Annotated in this window: 21 protein-coding genes; 9 read left to right on the top strand and 12 right to left on the bottom strand. The window is 69.7% G+C overall.

Going from position 1 to position 22,918, the window contains the following annotated elements:
- The first annotated feature begins 46 nt into the window (after positions 1–46).
- The 3 genes from ACXJJ3_RS24430 to ACXJJ3_RS24420 all read left to right on the top strand — a co-directional run bounded on the left by ACXJJ3_RS24430 (position 47) and on the right by ACXJJ3_RS24420 (position 1,957).
- Positions 47–685 (top strand): HAD-IA family hydrolase, encoded by a 639-nt coding sequence (locus ACXJJ3_RS24430; RefSeq protein ID WP_458164167.1) that lies wholly within the window; start codon positions 47–49, stop codon positions 683–685.
- A 94-nt stretch (positions 686–779) separates the two neighbouring features.
- Positions 780–1,472 (top strand): FadR/GntR family transcriptional regulator, encoded by a 693-nt coding sequence (locus tag ACXJJ3_RS24425; RefSeq protein ID WP_458164166.1) that lies wholly within the window; start codon positions 780–782, stop codon positions 1,470–1,472.
- The gene (locus ACXJJ3_RS24420) at positions 1,469–1,957 is read left to right on the top strand and encodes a GNAT family N-acetyltransferase (protein WP_458164165.1); all 489 of its coding nucleotides are present in this window, start codon (positions 1,469–1,471) and stop codon (positions 1,955–1,957) included. The genes ACXJJ3_RS24425 and ACXJJ3_RS24420 overlap by 4 nt, the downstream gene beginning before the upstream one ends.
- On the opposite strand, the gene ACXJJ3_RS24415 is transcribed toward ACXJJ3_RS24420, so the two are convergent.
- Complete coding sequence (locus tag ACXJJ3_RS24415) at positions 1,904–3,457, bottom strand: MFS transporter (protein ID WP_458164164.1); 1,554 nt, start codon at positions 3,455–3,457, stop codon at positions 1,904–1,906. The two genes, ACXJJ3_RS24420 and ACXJJ3_RS24415, sit on opposite strands and share 54 nt — an antisense overlap.
- A gap of 95 nt (positions 3,458–3,552) precedes the next feature.
- On the opposite strand from ACXJJ3_RS24415, the gene ACXJJ3_RS24410 reads away from it, so the two are divergent.
- Positions 3,553–3,984, top strand: a complete 432-nt coding sequence (locus ACXJJ3_RS24410; RefSeq protein ID WP_458164163.1) for a MarR family winged helix-turn-helix transcriptional regulator — start codon at positions 3,553–3,555, stop codon at positions 3,982–3,984.
- A gap of 3 nt (positions 3,985–3,987) precedes the next feature.
- The gene (locus tag ACXJJ3_RS24405; protein WP_458164162.1) at positions 3,988–5,136 is read left to right on the top strand and encodes a pyridoxal phosphate-dependent aminotransferase; all 1,149 of its coding nucleotides are present in this window, start codon (positions 3,988–3,990) and stop codon (positions 5,134–5,136) included.
- Here ACXJJ3_RS24405 and ACXJJ3_RS24400 read toward each other — a convergent pair.
- The 3 genes from ACXJJ3_RS24400 to ACXJJ3_RS24390 are packed head-to-tail and all read right to left on the bottom strand — an operon-like array spanning position 5,133 to position 6,583.
- Positions 5,133–5,483 carry an ArsC/Spx/MgsR family protein gene (locus ACXJJ3_RS24400; RefSeq protein ID WP_458164161.1) on the bottom strand — a complete coding sequence of 117 codons (351 nt, stop codon included), beginning with the start codon at positions 5,481–5,483 and terminating at the stop codon, positions 5,133–5,135. The two genes, ACXJJ3_RS24405 and ACXJJ3_RS24400, sit on opposite strands and share 4 nt — an antisense overlap.
- A 17-nt stretch (positions 5,484–5,500) precedes the next feature.
- Entirely contained in the window at positions 5,501–5,953 is a 453-nt protein-coding gene (locus tag ACXJJ3_RS24395; protein ID WP_458164160.1) for a hypothetical protein, read from the bottom strand.
- A gap of 45 nt (positions 5,954–5,998) precedes the next feature.
- Positions 5,999–6,583, bottom strand: a complete 585-nt coding sequence (locus ACXJJ3_RS24390) for a hypothetical protein (RefSeq protein ID WP_458164159.1) — start codon at positions 6,581–6,583, stop codon at positions 5,999–6,001.
- A 68-nt stretch (positions 6,584–6,651) separates the two neighbouring features.
- Between ACXJJ3_RS24390 and ACXJJ3_RS24385 the strand changes: the two genes are divergently transcribed.
- The gene (locus tag ACXJJ3_RS24385) at positions 6,652–7,203 is read left to right on the top strand and encodes a dihydrofolate reductase family protein (RefSeq protein WP_458164158.1); all 552 of its coding nucleotides are present in this window, start codon (positions 6,652–6,654) and stop codon (positions 7,201–7,203) included.
- 42 nt (positions 7,204–7,245) lie between these two features.
- Here the strand turns inward: ACXJJ3_RS24385 and clpB are convergent, their stop codons facing one another.
- The 3 genes from clpB to ACXJJ3_RS24370 form a co-directional block, all read right to left on the bottom strand.
- Positions 7,246–9,828 (bottom strand): ATP-dependent chaperone ClpB, encoded by a 2,583-nt coding sequence (clpB, locus tag ACXJJ3_RS24380; RefSeq protein WP_458164157.1) that lies wholly within the window; start codon positions 9,826–9,828, stop codon positions 7,246–7,248.
- 109 nt (positions 9,829–9,937) lie between these two features.
- On the bottom strand, positions 9,938–10,594 hold the full coding sequence (locus ACXJJ3_RS24375; protein WP_458164156.1) for a response regulator transcription factor: 657 nt from the start codon (positions 10,592–10,594) through the stop codon (positions 9,938–9,940).
- Positions 10,591–12,405, bottom strand: coding sequence for a sensor histidine kinase (locus tag ACXJJ3_RS24370; RefSeq protein ID WP_458164155.1), 1,815 nt, complete (start codon positions 12,403–12,405; stop codon positions 10,591–10,593). The genes ACXJJ3_RS24375 and ACXJJ3_RS24370 overlap by 4 nt, the downstream gene beginning before the upstream one ends.
- A gap of 167 nt (positions 12,406–12,572) precedes the next feature.
- On the opposite strand from ACXJJ3_RS24370, the gene ACXJJ3_RS24365 reads away from it, so the two are divergent.
- The 3 genes from ACXJJ3_RS24365 to ACXJJ3_RS24355 all read left to right on the top strand — a co-directional run bounded on the left by ACXJJ3_RS24365 (position 12,573) and on the right by ACXJJ3_RS24355 (position 17,843).
- Positions 12,573–13,733 (top strand): glycosyltransferase 87 family protein, encoded by a 1,161-nt coding sequence (locus ACXJJ3_RS24365; RefSeq protein ID WP_458164154.1) that lies wholly within the window; start codon positions 12,573–12,575, stop codon positions 13,731–13,733.
- Positions 13,734–13,804: 71 nt separating this feature from the next.
- Complete coding sequence (locus tag ACXJJ3_RS24360) at positions 13,805–17,488, top strand: S8 family peptidase (RefSeq protein WP_458164153.1); 3,684 nt, start codon at positions 13,805–13,807, stop codon at positions 17,486–17,488.
- Positions 17,489–17,570: 82 nt separating this feature from the next.
- Entirely contained in the window at positions 17,571–17,843 is a 273-nt protein-coding gene (locus ACXJJ3_RS24355) for a hypothetical protein (protein ID WP_458164152.1), read from the top strand.
- Here the strand turns inward: ACXJJ3_RS24355 and ACXJJ3_RS24350 are convergent.
- The 5 genes from ACXJJ3_RS24350 to dnaK form a co-directional block, all read right to left on the bottom strand.
- Positions 17,789–18,343 carry a GNAT family N-acetyltransferase gene (locus ACXJJ3_RS24350; RefSeq protein WP_458164151.1) on the bottom strand — a complete coding sequence of 185 codons (555 nt, stop codon included), beginning with the start codon at positions 18,341–18,343 and terminating at the stop codon, positions 17,789–17,791. The two genes, ACXJJ3_RS24355 and ACXJJ3_RS24350, sit on opposite strands and share 55 nt — an antisense overlap.
- 226 nt (positions 18,344–18,569) lie before the next feature.
- Positions 18,570–19,040: a heat shock protein transcriptional repressor HspR gene (locus ACXJJ3_RS24345; RefSeq protein WP_458164150.1), complete on the bottom strand. Its 471-nt coding sequence runs from the start codon at positions 19,038–19,040 to the stop codon at positions 18,570–18,572.
- Positions 19,040–20,212: a molecular chaperone DnaJ gene (gene dnaJ, locus ACXJJ3_RS24340; RefSeq protein ID WP_458164149.1), complete on the bottom strand. Its 1,173-nt coding sequence runs from the start codon at positions 20,210–20,212 to the stop codon at positions 19,040–19,042. The genes ACXJJ3_RS24345 and dnaJ overlap by 1 nt, the downstream gene beginning before the upstream one ends.
- 30 nt (positions 20,213–20,242) lie before the next feature.
- Entirely contained in the window at positions 20,243–20,926 is a 684-nt protein-coding gene (gene grpE, locus ACXJJ3_RS24335) for a nucleotide exchange factor GrpE (protein WP_458164148.1), read from the bottom strand.
- Entirely contained in the window at positions 20,923–22,794 is a 1,872-nt protein-coding gene (dnaK, locus tag ACXJJ3_RS24330) for a molecular chaperone DnaK (RefSeq protein WP_458164147.1), read from the bottom strand. The genes grpE and dnaK overlap by 4 nt, the downstream gene beginning before the upstream one ends.
- Between the last annotated feature and the right edge of the window lie 124 nt (positions 22,795–22,918).

The following is a 22,918-nucleotide window of genomic DNA, read 5'->3' as shown; positions in this document are numbered from 1 at the left end:
AACCCTCCGTCGATGACTTCCCCAGTCTGTCACCTACATTGGCAGGGTGCTGGCGGACATCGACACCTGGGTTCTCGATCTCGACAACACGCTGTACCCGGCCGGATCGGCGCTCTCCGCGCAGCTGACGCACGGCATCCTGTCGACGATCGCCGAGTACTACGCGACCGACCTCGCCGGCGCTCGCCGGATCCAGTCCGAGCTGGTCGCGGAGTACGGGACGTCGCTGCGCGGCGCGATGCTGACCGGGACGATCGACCCGCACGAGTTCCTCGGGTTCGAGCGCCGGATGGACTACTCGGTGATCGAGCCGGACCCGGTGCTGGTCGGCGTACTGGAGGAGTTGCCGGGGCGGCGGTACGTGTACACGAACGGGTCGGCGTACCACGCGGAGCAGGTGCTCTCCCGGCTCGGGCTGCGCGACCACATCGACGGGGTGTTCGACATCCTCGCGGGCGACCTGATCCCGAAGCCGTACGCCGAGAGCCTGGACGCGTTCCTCACCCGGTTCGGGATCGACCCGGCGCGGGCGGCGATGTTCGACGATCTCGAGGTGAACCTCGCGCTGCCGCACGAGCGCGGGATGACGACCGTCTGGGTGTCCGCCGGTACGCCGTACGAACAGCTCGCCGAGCGTCGTTGGCGGGCCGCGGACGTCTCCGGTTTCCTCCGAGCAAACGTCTGATGAGTTACCCGACCGCGGTGAACCCGCAGGCGGAAGGAAGGCAGATGTGACCAAAAGTGGTCTGAGGACTTACGCTTCGGGGGGAGGTGAGGGGATGGCTGCTACGGACAAGGCGCTGGCCGGGTTGCGGCAGATGATCGCGTCCGGGGAGCTCGGGCCGGGGGCGAAGTTCCCGCCGGAGCCGGAGTTGTGCGACGACCTCGGGGTGTCCCGGAGTTCGCTGCGGGAGGCGGTCCGGTCGCTCGGCGCGCTCGGCGTGATCGAGTCCCGGCACGGCTCGGGGACGTACGTGTCGGCGCTGGACCCGGCCGCGATCATCAGCCGGTTCTCGCTGTCGGTCGAGCTGATCCCGCTCGAAGGCGTCCTCGAACTGCTGGAGGTACGCCGGGTGCTCGAGTCGCACGCGACCGCAGCCGCGGCCGCGCGCCAGGACCCGGAGCTGGGCGCGAAGCTCGGCGCGGTCCTCGACCGGCTGGAGTCGACCACCGACGCAACCGAGATCCAGCACCTGGACGCGGAGTTCCACGGGCTGATCTGTATCGCCGGCGGCAACCCGACCGTCACCGCGCTCACCGAGGTGATCCGCGGCCGCGGCGGGCACTACCGGATCTTCGAGCCGGGCGCCGACTTCGACGCGATCAAGCAGACCAGCGACCGCGGTCACCGCGCGATCCTGTCCGCGATCCAGACCCGCGACCCGGCCGCCGCCGCGACCGCCGCCTCCGCGCACATCGCCCAGACCGAGCTCTGGCTCCGCGCCCTCCGCCCCGAACCGCGCCCCGCATGAGCTGGGCGTTGCGTCCCGCGACCGCCGCCGACCTCGACACGATCGCCGAACTCCGGGCCGTCGTGATGCGCCCCGATCTGGAGCGCCTCGGCCGGTACGACGAGCACCGGGTCCGGCAGCGCCTGCGGGACGCGTACACCCCGGAGTACACGCAGATCATCGAGGTCGACGGCACGTTCGCCGGATCCGTCACGCTCCGCCCGGCCGACCGCCTGTGGCTCGAGCACTTCTACCTCGCCCCGGAGTACCAGGGCCGCGGCGTCGGCTCCGGCGTACTGCGGTCGGTGCTGGACCTCGACCAGGACGTCTGGCTGAACGTCCTCCAAGGCAGCCCGGCCCGACGGCTCTACGAACGGCACGGCTTCGTGCCGGACAGCGAGGACCCGATCGACGTCTTCATGGTGCGAAGGTGGATCGCCAGGCCATCACAATCACCCGATCCCGGCGCGCTCCCGCTCAGCCCCGCCCCCGACGCCCGATTGTGATGGCCTGGCGGTCCTGAACGCGAGCGCCAGCACGACCGCACCGGTGAGCACGAACCCCGCGGCAACCCCCGCCGCAACGTGCATCGCGTGGACGAACGTGTCGTTCGCCGCCTGCACCAGCTCCGGACGATGCAGGACCACGGCCGCATGCCGGGTCGCCTCGGCCGACGTACCGAAGGCGTCCGGCAGGCCGGTCAGCGCCGGCGCGATCCGGTGCTGGTACGTCGACGACACGACGGTCCCGAGTACGGCGACACCGAGCACGCTGCCGACCTGCCGCAACGCGTTGCTGACCGCGGAGCCGGCCCCGATCCGGTCCATCGGCAGCGTCGCCATCACGGCCGCGGTGGTCGGCGCGACGGTCATCCCGATCGCGAGCCCGGCCAGGCCGCCGATGATCCCGATTACGACCAGCGAGGTGTTCACGTCGTACAGCAGGTTCGCGGCGAAGCACAGTGAGAGCGTGAGGATCGCCGGACCGGAGACCTTCGCGACGCCGAGCCGCGCCGCCAGGCGGGCGCCGAGCGGCGAGCCGACGATCACGCCGACCGCACCGGGCAACGACATCAGGCCGGCGTGCAGCGCGCTCATCCCGCGCGCGCCCTGGAGGTAGAACGTGAGGTAGAAGCTCTGCCCGGTGATCGTCAGGAAGACCGCGGCGAGCGAGAAGTTCCCGGCCGCGAACCGGCGGTTGCCGAACAGCCGCGGGTCGAAGCTCGGCTCGTGCTCACGCCATTCGGAGAACAGGAACCCGGCGAGCAGCACGAGGCCGGCGGCGATACTCACCCAGACCTGCCAGCGGTTCCAGCCGCCCTGATGGCCGCCTTCGATCAGCCCGTACGACAGGACGAGCAAGCCGAGGGTGGACAGCCCGAGGCCGAGCGGGTCGAGCCGGCGGCGCCGCGGGCTGCGCGGATTCGGCAGTACGACGGCCGCGCCGACCAGGCCGAACGCGACGATCGGCAGGTTGATCGTGAACACCGAACCCCACCAGAAGTGGTCGATCAGCAGGCCGCCGAGCACCGGCCCGACGGCGACGCCGAGGCCCGCGGAGGACGACCAGATCGCGATCGCGCCGGCCCGGCGCTCGGGTGGGAACGTCCAGCCGATGATCGCCATCGAGGTCGGCATGATCAGCGCGCCGCCGAGACCCATGGTGGCGCGGGCCAGGATCAGGCCGACCGGGTCGGTCGCCCACGCGGCCCAGGCGGACGCGGCGCCGAAGATCACGAGGCCGGTCATCAGCACGGTGCGATGTCCGTACCGGTCGCCGAGCGCACCGGCCAGGAAGAGTGCGGTGGCGAACAGCAGCGAGTAGATCCCGACCGCCCACTGCAGTTGGCCGGGCGTGGCGCCGAGCCCGTCGACGGGGTCGGCGAGGCGCTCGAGGGCGATGCCGAGAACGGTCGAGTCGATCCAGATCAGCACGGCCGAGACGACCAGGACGGCGAGGATGCGGCGTTGCCGGCTTGGATTCTGCGAAGGGTCGATGGTGGACACGAAAGTCTCCTATGATTGACAGGACCCTGACGAGGTTTCCGATCATCCTCGATTGACAGGAACCTGTCAATCTCCTTTTCGGCAGAATGTGCTGTATGGACCCTCACGACGAGACCGGCTGTGTGACCTTCCTGGTGCGGCACGCCTGGCTGAGCATGCGGTCGGCGCTGGCGGCCGCGCTCGCCGAGCACGAGCTGTCGGTGCAGCAGTACGGGACGCTGCTCTGCGTGCGGGAGGACCCGGGTCTCACGGTCGCCGAGGTCGGGCGGGTGGTCGGTACGACGCGGCAATCCGCGAACGAGCTGATCACCGGCATGGAGCGTGCCGGCCTCGTCGAACGGCGCCCCAACCCGAAGGACCGCCGTACCCAGCAGGTGCATCTGACCGCGGGCGGCGAGCGCCGGCTGGCCGAGGCAGCGCCGGCGATCCGCAAGGTCGAGAACGAGCTCGAGGCGGCCTTCAGCAAGACCGACCGGGAGACCGCGCGCGCCTGGCTTGCGCACATGGTCACCACGATCGAGGGTTAGACGATGCGCGCACACGCTGAGCGGTTGGACGGGCTGGGTACGACGATCTTCGCGGAGATGTCGGCGCTGGCGGTGGCGACCGGGTCGGTGAACCTCGGCCAGGGTTTCCCGGACCAGGACGGGCCGGACTCGTTGCTGGAGGGCGCGATCGCGGCGATCCGCTCCGGCGCGAACCAGTACCCGCCGGGCCGCGGCATCCCCGCGCTCCGGCAGGCGGTCGCCGACCACCAGCAGCGGTTCTACGGACTCACGTACGACCCCGACACCCAGGTCCTGGTCACCACCGGCGCCACCGAGGCGATCGCGGCCGCCCTCCTCGCGTACGTCGAGCCCGGCGACGAGGTGATCGCGCTCGAGCCGTACTACGACTCGTACGCGGCCGGCATCGCGTTCGCGGGCGGCCGCCGGATCCCGGTCACGCTGCGCGCCCCGTCGTACCGGCTGGATCTCGACGAGCTCCGGGCCGCGGTCACGCCGCGGACGAAGGTGCTGCTGATCAACTCACCGCACAACCCCACCGGCACCGTCCTCACCGACGAGGAACTGCGCGGGATCTGCGAGGTCGCGATCGACCACGACCTGGTCGTGATCACCGACGAGGTCTACGAACACCTGGTGTACGACGGCACACACCGGCCGCTGGCGTCGTACGACGGGATGGCGGAGCGGACCGTGTCGATCAGCAGCGCCGGGAAGACGTTCGCGGTCACCGGCTGGAAGATCGGCTGGGTGACCGGATCGCCCGAGGTGGTGACCGCGGTGAACACCGCGAAGCAGTTCCTCACGTACACGTCGGGCGCCCCGTTCCAGCCCGCCGTTGCCGATGCGCTTGCCCTCGGCAACGACTACTACGACCAGCTGCGGGACGGCCTGCGGACCCGCCGCGACCTGCTCGCCGACGGCCTCGCCGACCTCGGCTTCGAGGTGCACCGCCCGGCCGCGACGTACTTCATCACCACCGACATCCGCCCGCTCGGCTACACCGACGGCATCGAGTTCTGCCGCCAACTGCCGGAGAAAGCCGGCGTGGTGGCGATCCCCCACCAGGTCTTCTACGACAACCTCGAAGCCGGCAAACCCCTGGTCCGCTGGGCATTCTGCAAGCGCCCGGAGGTCCTCCGCGAGGCCCTGACCCGGCTGCAGAAGCTCTAGCGCAGGAACTGGGCGAGGGTTTCCGGGTCGCGGGCGACGGCGGTGGTGTCGTCGTCCGCGGTGATGATCGGGCGCTGGATCAGGATCGGGGTGTCGGCCAGGGCCTGGATCCAGGCGGTGCGGTTCGCGGCGTCGCGCGGGAGGTCGCGGAGCGGCTTGGCCTCGGGTTCGTTGGTGCGGACGATGTCCCACGGTTCGAGGTTGAGGCGGGTGAGGACAGCGGTCAGTTCCGCGGGGGTCGGCGGGTCGTCGAGGTAGCGCCGTACGGTGTAGGCGAGGCCGGCGTCGTCGAAGGCCTTGGTGGCGGCCCGGCATTTCGAGCAGGCAGGGTTGATCCAGATCTCCATACGGGTCTCCCGGGACGTCAGCGGTGCTGGAACCACAGTTTGGTGGGGCGCTGCAGCATCAGGATCAGCAGCGCGACGTGGATCGCCAGCCCGAGCAGGCTCGCGGGCAGTGCCATCAGGCCGCCGGCGATGCCCATCGCGGCGACCCCGATCACGACGTACCGCGCCCACGCGGAGCCCTTGCGGAGGTAGACCGCCGGGACCAGGTAGATGAACGCGCAGACCAGCGCCGCGGCGACCGCGACCGAGGTGTTGCCGCGCGAACCCGTGAGGACTTCGGAGATCTGGGCGCCCGCGGACGTGAGCGTCAGGACGGCGAGCAGCAGGCACATCGCGCCCAGCCCGGCGGAGATGACCGCGGCGATCGTCACCTGCTTCGGCCGGACGGCCGGGCGGTAGCCGTACGAATCCGGAACGCTACCGAACAACCCGCTGTACGGTCCTGGTCCGTCGCCGTGCTGCCCTGTCATCGACCTTCCTTCCACGACCCCCTCGTGTCCCTCGATCCTCCCAGATCACCCAAGCCGGATGACGGAAACGTCGAGGTGCGGGAACCCGTCCAGCGGCGCGATCCCGGCGGCCGGCCGGAAGTGCACGGTGGTCCCGGTGCTGCCGTCCGGCTCGATCGGCTGCAGACCGCTGACCGGTACGCCGTACTCGTACCGCTGTGTCCAGGCGCCGTTCACCCGCCGGTTCGTGTGCACGAGCCACTCGCTGAGCGCGGCGACCACCGACATCCCGCGCCGCGGATGCCCGTCCGGGAGCAGCGGCGCGGCCGGGTCGTCGAAGAACCGCAGGTCCTTGGTCGCCATGATCGGCTTCTTCACGACGTTCCCGTGCTCGTCGACCCGGGTATCGGTCCCGCGCCCGTGGTCGGTGACCGCGATCGACCCGTCGCCGTACAGCTCGACCTCGCACCTCCCGCGCACCCCGGCCGACTCGGCCTCGTCCTCGGGGTAGGCGAGCACCTCCAGCAGCAGGTGCCGGGCGCCTCCGGGTGCGTACCGCGCCGGATCCGCGCGGATCGCGTCCAGGTGTGTCCGGTCGACCGAGGCCGCCCAGTCGTGGGTCGTGTTCGTCCAGTCAGCTCGCGAAATCACAGTCCCATTCTCGCCGATTCCTTTCGGCCGCACCGCCGGTCTACACACCTGACCGATGAGGAGAAATCATGCGCAAGATCATCGCTTCGACCCTGATCACCCTCGACGGTGTGGTGGAGGATCCGGGCGGCTTCGGCGGTACGTCGTTCGGCGGGTGGGCGCAGGCGTACTTCGGGGAGGAGGCGGTGCGGCTGTCGATCGAGAAGCTCGCGTCGTGCGACTACTTCCTGTGCGGGCGCCGTACCTACGAGATGTTCTCGGCCGCCTGGGGTACCGCCGGCGGACCGTACGCGGACCGGCTCCGGGAGCTGCCCAAGCTGGTTGCCTCCAGCACCTTGACCGGCGAGCTGACCTGGAACGCGACCCTCCTGGAGGGCGACGCGATCGCGGCCCTGAAGCGGATCAAGGAGCAGGACGGCGGCGACATCATGATGTACGGCAACCCGCAACTGCTGCACACCCTGCTGGAGAACGGGCTGGTCGACCAACTGGACCTACTGGTGCACCCGTTGGTGCTCGGCACCGGCGCCAAGCTGTCGGGTCCTCGCACCGAGCTGAAACTCGCCGCCCAGCGCACCCTGGAGTCGGGCGTCATCGCGCTCAGCTACGAGCTCGCATAGACCAGAAAGGGCCCGGCCGAAGCCGGGCCCTTTCGCGGGTGTTCAGGCCGCGGACACGTCCAGCGCGTCCTTGGACTCGTTGAGCGTCACCCGGACGGTCTCGCCGTCGCGGATCGAGCCGTTCAGCAGGCCGCGGGCGAGTTCGTCGCCGATCGCGGACTGCACCAGCCGGCGCAGCGGACGGGCGCCGAACACCGGGTCGTACCCGGTCATCGCCAGCCACTCCATCGCGCCCTCGTCGACGTCCAGCGTGATCCGCCGGTCGGCGAGCCGCCGCTGCAGGCTGCCGATCTGCAGCCCGACGATCTGCGTCAGCTCCTCGCTGCCGAGCGCGTCGAACAGCACGATCTCGTCCAGCCGGTTGATGAACTCCGGCTTGAACGACTGCCGCACGGTCGCCATCACCTGGTCGCGCTTGAGCTTGTCGTCGAGCGTGACGTCGGCCAGGTACGCCGACCCCAGGTTGCTGGTCAGGATCAGGATCACGTTCCGGAAGTCGACCGTACGACCCTGGCCGTCGGTCAGCCGCCCGTCGTCGAGCACCTGCAGCAGGATGTCGAAGACCTCGGGGTGCGCCTTCTCCACCTCGTCCAGCAGGATCACCGAGTACGGACGCCGGCGGACCGCCTCGGTCAGCTGGCCGCCCTCCTCGTACCCGACGTAGCCGGGCGGGGCGCCGACCAGCCGCGCGACGCTGTGCTTCTCGCCGTACTCCGACATGTCGATCCGGACCATCGCCCGCTCGTCGTCGAACAGGAAGTCCGCGAGCGCCTTCGCCAGCTCGGTCTTGCCGACACCGGTCGGGCCGAGGAACAGGAACGAACCCGTCGGCCGGTCCGGGTCGGAGATGCCCGCGCGCGCCCGGCGGACCGCGTCGCTGACGGCCTTGACCGCCTTGCGCTGGCCGATCAGCCGGTGGCCGAGCTCGTCCTCCATCCGGAGCAGCTTGCCGGTCTCGCCCTCGAGTAGCCGGCCGGTCGGGATGCCGGTCCACATCGCGATCACCTCGGCGATCTCGGTCGGGCCGACCTCCTCGTTCACCATCGCCTCGGGGCCTTCGGCGACCTCTTCCTCGGCGTCGGCCTCCTCGAGCTCCTTGCTGAGCTGCGGGATCTCGCCGTACAGCAGCCGGGACGCGGTCTCCAGGTCGCCGTCACGCTGGGCGCGCTCGGCCTGGCCGCGGAGCTCGTCGATCCGCTCCTTGATCTCGCCGACCCGGTTCAGGCCGGATTTCTCCCGCTCCCAGCGGGCCTCGAGCGCCCGCAGCTCCTCCTCGCGGTCGGCGAGGTCGGCGCGCAGCCGCTCCAGCCGCTCCTGCGACGAGGCGTCCTCCTCGCGGGACAGCGCGAGCTCCTCCATCTTCAGCCGGTCGACGGTACGGCGCAGCGAGTCGATCTCGACCGGGGACGAGTCGATCTCCATCCGCAGCCGGGACGCGGCCTCGTCGACCAGGTCGATCGCCTTGTCCGGCAGCTGCCGGCCGGTGATGTACCGGTTCGACAGCGTCGCCGCGGCGACCAGCGCGGAATCCGAGATCGCGACCTTGTGGTGCGCCTCGTACCGCTCCTTCAGGCCGCGCAGGATCGCGATCGAGTCCTCGACCGACGGCTCGCCGACGAACACCTGCTGGAACCGCCGCTCCAGCGCCGGGTCCTTCTCGATCCGGGTCCGGTACTCGTCCAGCGTGGTGGCGCCGATCATCCGCAGCTCGCCGCGGGCCAGCATCGGCTTCAGCATGTTCCCGGCGTCCATCGCGCCCTCGCCGGACGCGCCGGCGCCGACGACCGTGTGCAGCTCGTCGATGAACGTGATGATCTGGCCGTCCGACTCCTTGATCTCGGTCAGGACCGCCTTCAGCCGCTCCTCGAACTCACCGCGGTACTTCGCGCCCGCGACCATCGCGCCGAGGTCCAGGCTGATCAGCCGGCGACCGCGCAGCGACTCCGGTACGTCGCCCGCGATGATCCGCTGGGCGAGCCCCTCGACGACGGCGGTCTTGCCGACGCCGGGCTCACCGATCAGCACCGGGTTGTTCTTGGTACGCCGCGACAGCACCTGCACCACGCGCCGGATCTCGGAGTCCCGCCCGATCACCGGGTCGAGCTTGCCGTCCTGCGCGCGCTGCGTCAGGTCGACGCCGTACTTCTCCAGGGTCTTGGTGGTGCCCTCGGCCTCCGGGGAGGTGATCCGCCGGTTGCCGCGCATCTCGCCGAACGCGGTCAGCAGCGCGTCGGCAGTCACCCCGAGCGCACTCTGCGCGGCGCCCTCGACGGTCGCCAGCGCGATCAGCAGATGCTCGGTGGATACGTATTCATCGCCCAGCCCGAGCGCTCGCTGCTCCGCCTGGTTCAGCACGTCGCCGGTCTTCGGCGACAGGCTCGGCGCCTGCACGCTGCCGCCACTCGCCTTCGGCAGCCGGCTCAACTGCTCGGCGGTCTTCCGGCGGACCGTGTCGAGGTCGGCACCGGCCGCCTCGAGCAGGCCGATCGTCGTGCCCTCGGGCTGCGCGAGCAGCGCGGACAGCAGGTGAATCGGTTCCACGGTCGGGTTGCCCGCCGCGGAGGTCTGACGGATCGCGACCGACAGGGTTTCCCGGGCCAGCGTCGTCAACCGCTGAACGTCCATCTAGTTCCAGCCTTTCGTTCCAGCAACACAACAGTTACCAGATACAACCTATCCAAACTTGAGTCCATTCCACTCAACTCTGGAAAATCTCAGGGCCGAACCAGGGTTCTCAACCGCGACCGGCGGTCACCAAGCCCGCGTTGTAGGCGAGGATCACGGCCTGGACGCGGTCCCGGGTGCCGGTCTTGGAGAGCATCCGGCTGACGTGGGTCTTCACCGTGTGCTCGGTCAGGTGCAGTTCGGCGGCGATCTCGGCGTTCGAGTTGCCCTTCGCGACCAGGACCAGGATCTCCCGCTCCCGCGCGGTCAGCGCGTCGAGTTTCGCGACCAGCTCCGGGTCGACGTGGTTCTCGGCGAAGCGGTCGATCAGCCGCCTGGTCACCGGCGGTGCCAGCAGCGCGTCGCCGGCTGCGATCACCCGGACCGCGTTGATCAGCTCGTCCCGCGAGGACCGCTTCAGCAGGAACCCGCTCGCCCCGGCGCGGAGCGCGTCGTACACGTACTCGTCCAGGTCGAAGGTGGTCAGGATCACCACCCGCGGTCCGCCGGCCAGCTGCCGGGTGGCCTCGATGCCGTCCATCACCGGCATCCGGACGTCCATCAGGACGACGGCCAGGTCCAGGATTGCGGCCGCCTGGCGGACCGCGTCAGCACCGTCGGCGGCCTGCGCGACCACCTCGATATCCGGCTGCCCGTCCAGGATCATCGCGATCCCGTCCCGGACCAGGTCCTGATCGTCGACCACCATCACCTTGATCGGGTTCACCGGCCGCTGCCCACCGGGAACCAGGCGCTGACGGTCGTCCCGGATCCCGGCGTACTGCGCAGGTCCAGGGTGCCGCCCTCGATCCGGACCCGCTCGCGCATCCCGGCCAGCCCGTGCCGGGTGCCGCGCGCGGCAGCCTCGACGTCGAACCCGCTGCCGTCGTCGGCCACCTCGACCCGCACCCCCGTCTCGTCGACCTGCACCAGCACCCGCGCCGCCGACGCTTTCGCGTGCCGTACGACGTTCGTCAACGCCTCCTGCACCACCCGGTACGCCGCCACCTGCTGCCCCTCGGGCGGCCCGTCCGGATCGCCCTGCAGGTCGAGCTCGATCGGCAGGTGGTCGTCCGACACGTCCGCCACCAACTGTGACAGATCGGCCAGCCCGGGCTGCGGCGCCAGCTGCGGATCCGGTACGCCGTCCGCGTCCCGCAGCGCCGACAGCAACCGGTCCAACTCGCTCAACGCCCGCCGCCCGGCGTCCCCGATCCGCTGGAACCCGGCCAGTACGTCGTCGTCGCCGCGGCGTACCAGGTCCGGACCGGTCTCCGCCTGGATCACCATCAGGTTCACCGCGTGCGCGACCACGTCGTGCAGGTCCCGCGCGATGTACGAGCGCTCGGTCAGCACCACCCGGGCGGCCTCGCCCTCGACGGCGGTCCGCTCGAGCTCGGCCTCCCGCTCGGCGGATTGCACGTTCCGCCGGTAGAACCGGACCGCGACGCCCGCACAGACCGGGAGCAGCAGCGCGAGAGCGAAGCTGATCGGCCACTGGTGCTGGACGATCGCCTCGTATTCCAGGTTGTGCAGGATCCCGTCGGCGCGTTGTTCGAGGCTGCCGTGCTCGAGCTTCGGGAAGATGCGCACCATCACCGGGTACCGCATCCGCCACGTGATCAATGGCATCGCGACCAGTACTCCGACCGCCGTCGGTACCGTCCAGCGCAAGCTGCGGTTCGCGGCCGGTACGACGATCAGGCGGTACAGCGCGATCCCGAGCGCGGCGTACAACGTCAGCATCGGCGTGGACGCCTGCCAGTTGGCGATCAGTGCCGCGGCGGCCAGCGCGACCACCGGCACGACCGGGAAGCGACGCAGTACCAAAGTCAGGCCGACGTACGCGACCACGTACGGCATCCAACCGGGCGCGGTCCACCAGAGATCATGGTGGAACACGTCCCGCCCGACCTGCGCCATCACCAGACCTGAGATCGCGACGGCCAGCAGTACGTCGCGTTGCCGGTCGTGCTCTGGAGCGCGAAGGAAGGCGCGCAGGTCGCGCAGCCGGGTGGCCATTGGGACGGCGTGGGACCAGCTTCGCCGGCGGGCCACCAGGAAGACGAGCGCGAGGACCATCACCGAGATCGCCTGCCACCGCGACCAGCCGTGGGTGCGGAGCTGACCGATGTCGGGGTCCCCGGGCGAGTAGACGAGATTCACCAGGACCCCGCGGACCTGATTCAGCAGCAACGGCAGCGCGGCAGAGCAGGCGCCGGCCGCGAGTACAACCGGCACGCTACAGCGACCGGCCAGCGACCAGAGGGCGAGAACCACCCCGGCCAGCAGGAACCAGTCGGGCTGGCCGACCAGACCCGCCAGGTAGGCGGCGCCGACCAGGCCCGGGAGTACGACGACGGGTTCGATCCGGCGTACGGCGATCAGCAGCGGAAGCAGCATCATCGGCAGCTGGACCCACACCGCGGCGTACGGCCAGGCGGCGGAACCGTTGTCGGCGGCACCCACCTGCAGGCTGAGCAGTCCGGCCACCGCCAACGCGACGTCCGGCCACAGGGATCGCCACAGTCGCTGCACGCACCCATTGTGCGATGCCACGGCGCCGCGTGCCGTCACTCTCAGGAATGACACCCGGGTCACTCTCGAGTGGCATTCCCGGGCCGCCGAGGTGGCTCGCGGCGGCGATCCGGGTTGGCTCTCAGCGGCGATGTGCCGGGGCAGCGGTCGGCGGAATCGTCGACGACATGACGATCGACCTCGAACCGGAGCGCGTCCGACGGCGGACGATTCCGGTGCTCGCAGCAACGACGTTCCCGGTTCTCTGCCTGCTGGTCTGGCATCCGTGGAACGCGGACATGGGCGACCTGCGGGTGTACCACGCCGCCGCCCGCGCGTTCGTGCACGGCCACGACCACTACAACATCCCCGATCTCGGGCTCGGGTTCACCTATCCGCCGTTCGCGGCGTTGATTTTCGCGCCGTTCGCGCTCGGCGCCGGGTTCGCCCGGGTACTGATCACGCTGGCGTCCGCGGCCGCGCTGCTGGTGATCGGCCGGACCACCGCGAAGGCGCTGCACTGGGGACCGCTCGCCGGGATCGGGACCGCCTTCGCGGGACTGGCCTTCGAGCCGGTGCGGTCGACGTTCGGCCTCGGCCAGATCAACCTCGTGCTGCTCGCGCTCCTGATGCTGGACCTGACCGGGCGGCGGACACGGTTCCGCGGCGTCCTGATCGGCGTTGCCACCGGCATCAAACTCACCCCGGGCATCTTCATCCTGTATCTGCTGGTCACCAAGCGCTTCCGCGAGGCCGCGATCGCGAGCGGTACGACGGCCGGCACCCTGCTGCTCGGGTACGTCGTGATGCCGCGGGCAACGATCGACTTCTGGACCAGGTACGTGTTCGACCCGAGCCGCCCGGGGCCGGCGCACTACATCAGCAACCAGTCGCTGCACGGCGCGATCGCCCGCCTGGCCGGCGGCCCCGCCGTACCGCTCTGGTTGCTCGCAGCAACCGTCGTCGGGATCACCGGACTGCTGATCGCCCGCCGGTTGTCGGAGCGCGGTCTGCCCTTCGACGCGGTCGTGGTGACCGCGCTCACCGGTCTGCTGGTGTCACCGATCTCGTGGACCGGCCACTGGGTGTGGATCGTGCCCGCGGCCGCGCTCGCCTGGTCGCGCTGCTCCGTCGTACTCTCCTGGCGTACGGCGTGGGCCGTCGTACTGACCGGGGTGTTCGTGACCGGGCTGCCGTGGTGGCTGCCGTTCGCGCACGACCAGGAGTTCCACTACGGCGCCGTACAGACGGTGATCGCGAACGCGTACCTGCTCTGCGCCGTCGGACTGATCGCTCAGGCGCGGAACTCGGACGCGCGGATCCGGTACACCTGGAGGTTCAGGTCGTAGTACTTGCAACGTCCTGGGCGCCCGACCCAGTACACAAGGTGACCACGTTTCCGCTCCCTTCCGGAGGATCTGTGAACCACCGTTGGAAGACGTTCGCCTTGGTCGCATCCCTGGCGCTCGCAACCGCCGCCCCACCGGCCGCCGCCGTACCACCCACGCCCACCGTCCCGGCTGCCGCGCGGCCGACGACTGCGACGTTCACGTTGGTCACCGGCGACCGGGTTACGGTCACGAGCCAGGCCGGGAAGCGGGATCGGGTCGGGTTCGCCGCTGCGGCCGGTGACCGGTCGTCCAGTTTCGTGACGAGCTACACGGGCGGCCACACGATCGTCCTGCCGTCCGCCGCCGCAGCCGACGTACGGGCCGGCCGGCTCGACCTGTCCTTGTTCGACATCACTGCGCTCCGCGCCGACGGTCGTGACGACGCCCACTCCAGGTCCGTACCGGTGATCGTCGAGTACGCCGGTGCCCAGAAGACCGCGCTCCGCGGCACGACGAACAGCCGCGCGCTCACCAGCATCGACGCCCGCGCAGCCGTGGTGGACAAGGCGAAGACCCGTGATTTCTGGGCGTCGATCGCACCCAAAGGGCGGGTCGCGACCTCGATCCGGCGCGTCACGCTCGACCGCCGGGTCCGGGCGAGCACCGACTGGAGCGTGCCGCAGATCGGCGCACCGGCTGCCTGGCAGCGCGGGTTCACCGGGAACGGTGTGAAGATCGCGGTCCTGGACACGGGCATCGACACAGGCCACCCCGACTTCCAGGGCCGGATCGGGGCGAGCGCGAACTTCTCCGACGCGAAGGACACCATCGACCACTTCGGCCACGGTACGCATGTCGCAAGCATCGCGGCCGGCGACGGCGCCGCGTCCGGCGGCAAGTACAAGGGTGTAGCCCCGGACGCCACCCTGCTGAACGGCAAGGTGCTCGACGACGACGGCTTCGGGAGCATGTCCGCTGTCATCGCCGGGATGGAGTGGGCCGTGCAGCAAGGCGCCGCCGTGGTCAACCTGAGCCTGGGCGGCAGCGACCCGAGCGACGGCACCGACGAGGTCTCCGCCGCGCTCAACCGACTCAGCCAGAGCAGCGGCACGCTGTTCGTGGTTGCCGCAGGCAACTGTGCCGGACCGGCACCGGCCCACGTCACCTCGCCCGCGGCGGCCGACGAGGCACTTGCGGTCGGCAACCTGACGAGGGACGGGTCGCTGAATCCGACCTCCTGCCGCGGACCGCGGATCCGCGACGGAGTGCTCAAACCCGAGATCTCCGCGCCCGGCACCGACATCGTCGCCGCCCGCGCGGCCGGCACCGATCTGGGGACGCCCGTCGACGAGCACTACACCAGCCTCAGCGGCACCTCGATGGCGACGCCGCACGTCGCCGGGGTCGCCGCGCTGATCGAGCAGGCCCACCCGGACTGGAAGGCCGGGCAACTGAAGGCACGTCTGATGTCGACCGCCGACCCGCAGGGCGCCGCCGTCGGCGAGGAGGGCGCCGGCCGAGTGGACGCCGATCAGGCGACGGACACCAGCGTCTCCGTGGACGCCGGCAAACTGGAGTTCGGCGCACTCAAGTGGCCGCATCCGAGCGAGGACACGGTCACCCGCACGCTGACCTACCACAATCCGACCACCGCGCCGGTCACGCTCAACCTGGCCGCGACGATGGAACCGGCCGCCGCTGCCCCGAAGCTCAGCGCGAACGAACTGGTCGTGCCGGCCGGCAGCGAAGCAAGCGTCACCGTGACCGCGGACCGCCTGGCCGCCGGCGCCGGAACGTTCTCCGGCCGGATCACCGCGACGGCGGCCGGCGCGGATCCGCTTGTCACTGCGTTCGGGTGGTCCACCGAGCCGGAGTTGTACGACCTCACCATTCGTGGCATCGCCAAGGACGGACAGCCTGCGAACGGTCTGCTGAGTGGCGCCCGGCTGGACGGACCGCAACCGCAGGAGTCTCCGGATGATCTGGTGCTTCGGAACGGAACAGCGACGTTGCGGCTGCCGCCTGGCAAGTACGTCTTCGAGGCCGCGTTCCTGCAGGACGCGACCGACACGACGATCGGTGGTTTCACCCTCGCCTCCACCGGCGAACTACAACTGTCGGCTCCGCAGACGGTCACGCTCGACGGCCGGAAGGCGCAGCCGGTGGAGCAGTCGGCCCTCGGGCACAACGAACTGATGCCGAGCGGCAGTTCCGTCTCCTACCTGATCAATGTGCCTGGCGCCCTCGGTGCGGGCTTCCAGATCAGTACCCCGACAGGCAATCCGCAGCTCGCGCTGGCCGTGCCGGGTGGCGCGGTGACGACGGCCAAGTCGGAGTTCGCGATGCACTCCCGCCTGGAGGTCCCGCCGTACCGAGCTCGGGCCGCTGGAGCCGAGCTCGAGGTACGCGATCTGCTCGGCGGACCGCGATTCACCGGGACCAAGCGGCTGGTGCCGGTCGACGGCGGTACGGCGCAGCCCGGCGAGCTCACCGGAGTACGCGGAAAGCTCGCTCTGCTCGCGTGGAAGGACTCCGACGAGCGCCCGATCGGCGATCTGGTCAAGGCAGCTCAGGACGCGGGTGCAGCCGCCGCCATGATGTACAACCCGGATCGGCCCGGAGTCGAGGGACTCAGCGGATTCTGGGTCTACCTGGGCACGGAGAAGGTGACGATTCCGGCACTGCGGATCAGCCGCGCGACCGCGCAGACGCTGATCGGGCAGGCACAGCCCGTCGATGTCGTTGGCATCGCCAACACTCCGTACGTGTACGACCTGATGGAGTCCACCCAGGGGCAGATCCCCGCGAAGACCCGGTCGGTGGTGACACCCGCACAGCTCGCGACCGTCCGCGAGACGTTCGGTGCCGACGTCACCGGCACGGAGACCTCCGAGGAGCGCACGGGGACCACGCCCGGCGGCACCACGCTCGGCAACTACTACCTGCGAACCTTCCCGGTCCCGTCGACGCGTACGTCGTACGTCCAGGCGAACTCGACCGCCTGGGGCAGCGACGTGTTCTACAACAACGCGGCCGGGCCGGTCCAGTCCGCGGTGTCCCTGCCGCGGACCTATCGCGCCGGCGAGCGGGTGACCGAACGCTGGATGGCGCCGGTGCTGACCAGCGGGATCCAGAACGGCGAGTACTTGGACGGTGGACACGTCGGCTGGGTCGGGGACTACTTCAACTTCCAGGTGAGCCCGTACCTGCATGAGCAGGAGTTCAGCGGCGCGGTGTCCAACGACGGCTCGAAGGTGGTCGTGGAGCGCAACGGCAAGGAGATCGGATCCGCCGACGACACCGCCCTCTGGGCCGAGATACCGGACGACGCGGCGCGGTTCAAGGCGACCGTGACCGCCGTACGGGACGTCGCCTTCTGGAAGTTCTCGCCGACGGTGAAGTCGACCTGGACCTGGACCTCGAAGGGCGGCAAGGACGAGGTCATGCCCATCATCACCCCGGGCATCGATCTCCCCACGGCCGACTGGCTCGGCCGGGTCCCGACCGGGCAACCGGTACCGCTGGCCCTCAGCCTCCGGCATCAGGCCGGCTCGACGGCGAGCCGCTTCACCGATGCGACCCTCGAGCTGTCGTACGACGGGTCCGCCTGGACGCCGGTACCGCTGCACAGGACCGGGGACGGGACGTACACGGCAACCATCACCCACCTATCCTCAACAGCCGGCCAGTCCCCTTCGCTCCGACTCACCGCCCAGGACGCGGCCGGTAACACCGTGAACCAGCAGATCACCAAGGCCTACGGCCTGAAGTAGGCGAGCACCCGCGGGGGGTGGCGACGCCGTCCCCCGCGGCTCTAACCGCCGCCGGCGGTCACCAGGCCGGATCGGGGGTGACGTGGTTCTCAGTGAAGCGGTCGATCAGCCGCCGGGTCACCGATGGGCGAGCAGCCCATCGCCGGCGACGATCACCTGGACCGCGTTGATCAGCTCCGTCGTACTGACGTCGGTGTTCGTGACCGGACTCCCGTTCGCGCACGACCAGGAGTTCCACTACGGCGCCGTACAGACGGTGATCGCGAACGCGTACCTGCTCTGCGCCGTCGGGCTGATCGCTCAGGCGCGGAACTCGGACGCGCGGATCCGGTACACCTGGAGGTTCAGGTCGTAGTACTTGTCGGTCTCGCCGACCCACTCCATGCCGAGCCGCTTCGCGGTCGCGATCGCGCGCTTGTTGTTCGGCCGGGCGACCGCGAACAGCTCGTCGACCTCGCCGCCGGCGAACGCCCAGCGCATCAGCCCGCGGCTCGCCTCGGTCGCGTACCCGTGCCCCCAGGCGCTCGGCCGGAGCTGCCAGCCGATCTCCAGATCCTCCTCGTACGGCGGGAGCAACCGGATCAGCAGCGCGCCGACGACCTCACCGTCGTCCTTCCGGGCAACCGCCCAGCGGCCGGCCGGGACCACGAAGTTCGGCTGCGCCTCGATCCAGGACTGCAGGATCAAACGCATGGTTGTGACATCCGGCACCTTGTCGATGGCGGGCGACAACCAGGGCGCCACGTCGGCGGAGCCGTAGATCTCCAGCGCGGCGTCGGCGTCGCCATCCTTCTGATCCGAACCAGCCTCCCAGTCCCGGATCACGAGCCGGTCCGTCTCCAGCTTCAGCGTCACCTGGCCAGGGTATGCGGTCGGTCGCCGTACGCAACAGGAACGGCGGGTGAACTGAAGAACCGCAGGGCGGTCCTTGAGGGACCACCCTGCGGTGGCCGAAGGGCGCCGGGGGGTGGCGCACCTTCGACTTGCGGAGGCGTCGAGGGGGAACGACGACCTCCACCAGGCCGGAGACGCCGAGGGGTGGGTTTCGGAACGTCTCCGGTGGCCTTGTTGTGGCGGGGGATCAGCGCGAGCCGAGTTCCAGAGGCTGGGTGCGGATCCACCGGGTGGTCGTCTGCTGCCGGCCCATGGCGATCACGTCGCCCGCGGGGCCGGCGGAGAAGACCCGGCTGGCGGCGGAACGTCGTGAGACGCCGACACCGCGCTGGACCTCTGCCAGTAGCTGGTTGACCCGCTTGCGCAGGTCCTCCACTTCGGACTGTAGCGCGAGAATGTGCCGAATTCCCGCCAGGTTGACGCCTTCTTCCTGACTGAGGTGCTGGACGTACCTCAGCTTCGCCACGTCGTACGCCGAGTACCGCCGGCCGCGGCCGGACGCCCGGCTCGGCACCACCAGGCCGAGCCGGTCGTACTGGCGTAACGTCTGCGGATGCATACCGGCCAGCTGGGCCGCCACCGAGATCACGTAGATCGGGGTGCGGTCGTCCCAGGTCGGCACCTGGCTGAACGGCCTCGTGCTTGCTCCTGAGGCCATCACGAGCTCCCGAACAACCCGGCCCGCAGATCAGGATGGTCAGACGCAGAGTTGAACTCCTGCAGCTTTTCCTTCTGCTCGTCGGTCAACTCGTGCGGCACCTGCACCTCGAGGGTGAGCAGCAGGTCGCCCTTCGTCCCGTCCCGGCGCACCGAACCCTTACCGCGGACGCGCAGCTTGCTGCCGTTCGCAGTACCGGCCGGGATCCTGACCGTGACGGGCAGGCCGTCCAGGGTCGGGACCTTGATCTCCGCGCCGAGCGCCGCCTCGGTGAAGCTCACCGGGACGTTCAGGGTCAGGTGCTCACCCTGGCGGCCGAAGATCCGGTGCCCCTTGACGTGCACGGTGACGTACAGGTCGCCCGCCGGTCCGCCGCGCTCGCCGGCCGCGCCCTTGCCCTTCAGCCGGATCCGCTGACCGTCCTGCACGCCCGCCGGGATGCGGACCTGCATGGTCTTGCTCGACTGGCCGCGGCCGGAACCGTGGCAGGTCTCGCACGGCTGGTCGACGACCAGGCCCCGGCCCTTGCACTCGGTGCACGGCTCGGTCATCGCGAACACGCCACCCTGGACCGAGGTCTGCATGCCCGTGCCCTCGCACTTCAGGCAGACCTTCGGCACCGTGCCGTACTTCGCGCCGGTCCCCCGGCAGGTCGGGCACGGCTCGTCGCTGGTCATCCGGAGCCCGACCGTGACACCGTTCACGGCCTCGGCGAACTCGATCGTCGCCTCGGTCTCGATGTCCTGGCCGCGCCGCGGACGGGCTGTCGTGGTGGTCGTGGTCCGGCCACCACCACCGAACATGCCGCCCAGGATGTCGCCGAGCCCGCCGCCGGCGCTGTTGCCGCCGCTGCGGTTGAACAGGTCGCCGACGTCGAAGTTGAACCCGCCGCCGCCCTGGCCGCTGCTGCCGCCCGGCATCCGGAAGCCGCCGCTGCCGAACAGCCGGCGCGCCTCGTCGTACTCCTTGCGCTTCTTCGCGTCCCCGACGACGTCGTACGCCTCGGAGACCTCCTTGAACTTGGCCTCCGCCTTGGTGTCACCGGCGTTGGAGTCCGGGTGGTACTGGCGCGCCAGCTTCCGGTAGGCCTTCTTGATCTCGTCGGGCTCGGCGGTCTTGGAGACGCCGAGAACCTTGTAGAAGTCCTTCTCGATCCAGTCCTTCGTGCTCATCCGGCGCCTCCCCTCCCGTCGTGGCCGCTGTTACTCCGCGGAACCGTCCGCGTCTTCATCTGTGTTCTCCACCGGTACGTCGGCCTTGGCGGCGTCGGCCGGCAGTTGCTCGGTCGGCTCCGAGACGGCCACCCGGGCCGCCCGCAGGATCCGCTCGCCGAGCCGGTAGCCCGGTTGCATGATCATCGTCGCGGTCGGGCCGTCGACGTCGTCGGAATAGTTGTGCAGCAGGGCCTCGTGGATCCGCGGGTCGAAGGAGTCACCCTTCTCGCCGAACTTCACCAGGCCGAGCTTCTCGGTGACCCGCTCCAGCGACTCGGAGACCGCCTTGAACGCGCCCTCCAGCTCGCCGGCCTCGCGGGCCCGGCCGATGTCGTCCAGGATCCCGAGCAGTTCGGTGAGGACCGTGCCGACCACCAGCTCCCGGGCCGCCTCGCGGTCCCGGTCCACCCGGCGCTTGTAGTTCACGTACTCGGCCTGCAGTCGCTGCAGGTCCGCCGTACGCTCCGCGAGCGCCTCGGTCAACAGGGCCTCCTGGGCGGACGGACCGGTCAGGTCCGACGGGTCCCGCGGCGGCTGGCCGCCCGGCCCGCCGGCCGCGGGGCCCCCGTCCGAGGGCTCCCGCAGCTTGCCGGTCTCCGGGTCGATCCGGCGTTTGTCGCGGACGACGGGCTCGCCGTCACCGAACTCGCTGCCGGTCGGTCGATCCGTCACTTGTCCTCCGTCTTGTCCTGCGGCCGGTCCTCGTCCACGATCTCGGCGTCCACGACGTCGTCGTCGTTGCCGGTGCTCGAGCTCGCGTCCTCGGAGGAGGTGGCGCTGTCGTCGGCCTGTCCGCCCGCTGCCTGGGCGTTCGCGTACATCGCGGCACCCATCTTCTGGCTGGACTGGGCGAGCTTCTCCGAGGCGGCCTTGACCGCGTCGGCGTCGTCACCCTCGAGGGCCTTCTTCAGCTCGGCGACGCCGTCCTTGACCTCGGTCTTGACGTCGTCCGGAACCTTGTCCTCGTTCTCCTGCAGGAACTTCTCGGTCTGGTAGACCAGCGACTCCGCCTGGTTGCGGTTCTCCACGGCCTCGCGGCGCTTGCGGTCCTCCTCGGCGTACTGCTCGGCGTCGCGGACCATCTGGTCGATGTCGGTCTTCGGCAGCGCGGAGCCACCGGTCACCGTCATCCGCTGCTCCTTGCCGGTGGCCAGGTCCTTGGCGTTCACGTGCACGATGCCGTTCGCGTCGATGTCGAAGGTGACCTCGATCTGCGGCACGTTCCGCGGCGCCGGCGGCAGGCCGGTCAGCTCGAAGTTGCCGAGCGACTTGTTGTCGCGGGCCATCTCGCGCTCGCCCTGGTACACCTGGATCATCACCGACGGCTGGTTGTCCTCGGCCGTGGTGAAGATCTCCGAGCCCTTGGTCGGGATCGTGGTGTTGCGCTCGATGATCTTGGTGAACACGCCGCCCTTGGTCTCGATGCCGAGGCTCAGCGGGGTCACGTCGAGCAGCAGGACGTCCTTGACCTCACCCTTCAGCACACCGGCCTGCAGGGAGGCGCCGACCGCGACGACCTCGTCCGGGTTCACGCCCTTGTTCGGGTCCTTGCCACCGGTCAGCTCCTTGACCAGGTCCGCCACGGCCGGCATCCGGGTGGAGCCGCCGACCAGGATCACGTGGTCGATCTTGCTGACGTCGATGCCGGCGTCCTTGATGACGGCCTTGAACGGGGCGCGGGCGCGCTCCAGCAGGTCGTTGGACATCTTCTGGAACTCGGCGCGGGAGAGCTTCTCCTCCAGGTGCAGCGGACCCGCGTCGGTGAGGCTCAGGTACGGCAGGTGGATGGTGGTCTCGGCCGCACTGGACAGCTCGATCTTGGCCTTCTCGGCGGCCTCGTTCAGCCGCTGCATGGCCATCTTGTCGCCGGACAGGTCGGTGCCGTTCTTGTTCTTGAACTGGGTCACCAGCCACTGGACGATCCGGTTGTCCCAGTCGTCACCACCGAGGTGGTTGTCGCCGCTGGTCGCCTTCACCTCGAAGACACCGTCGCCGATCTCCAGCAGGGAGACGTCGAAGGTACCGCCACCGAGGTCGAAGACCAGGATGGTCTGCTCGGTGCCCTTGTCCAGGCCGTACGCGAGCGCGGCCGCGGTCGGCTCGTTGACGATCCGGTGCACCTTCAGGCCCGCGATCTCGCCGGCCTCCTTGGTCGCCTGGCGCTGCGCGTCGGAGAAGTAGGCCGGCACGGTGATGACCGCGTCCGTGACCTGCTCCCCGAGGTACGCCTCGGCGTCCCGCTTCAGCTTCTGCAGCACGAACGCGCTGATCTGCTGCGGGGTGAACTTCTTGCCGTCGATGTCGACGGACCAGTTCTCACCCATGTGCCGCTTCACCGAGCGGATGGTGCGGTCGACGTTCGTGGTGGCCTGGCGCTTCGCCACCTCGCCGACCAGGACCTCGCCGTTCTTGGCGAAGGCCACCACCGAGGGCGTCGTGCGCGCACCCTCGGCGTTGGGGATGACGGTGGGCTCGCCACCTTCCAGTACGGCGATGACGGAGTTCGTCGTACCGAGATCGATTCCGACCGCGCGGGCCATTCTTTACCTCCACGAAGTTGAGTGATGCAGACTCAATGTTGCCCGTTCGTCCGCCTCGGTTCAAATCCGTGACGCAACAAACTTGAGTTCACTGGACTCAACATTGCACATGGGCCAGGTCATT

This window comes from Kribbella sp. WER1, assembly GCF_054189145.1.
This window is presented reverse-complemented; position numbering and strand designations above follow the sequence as displayed.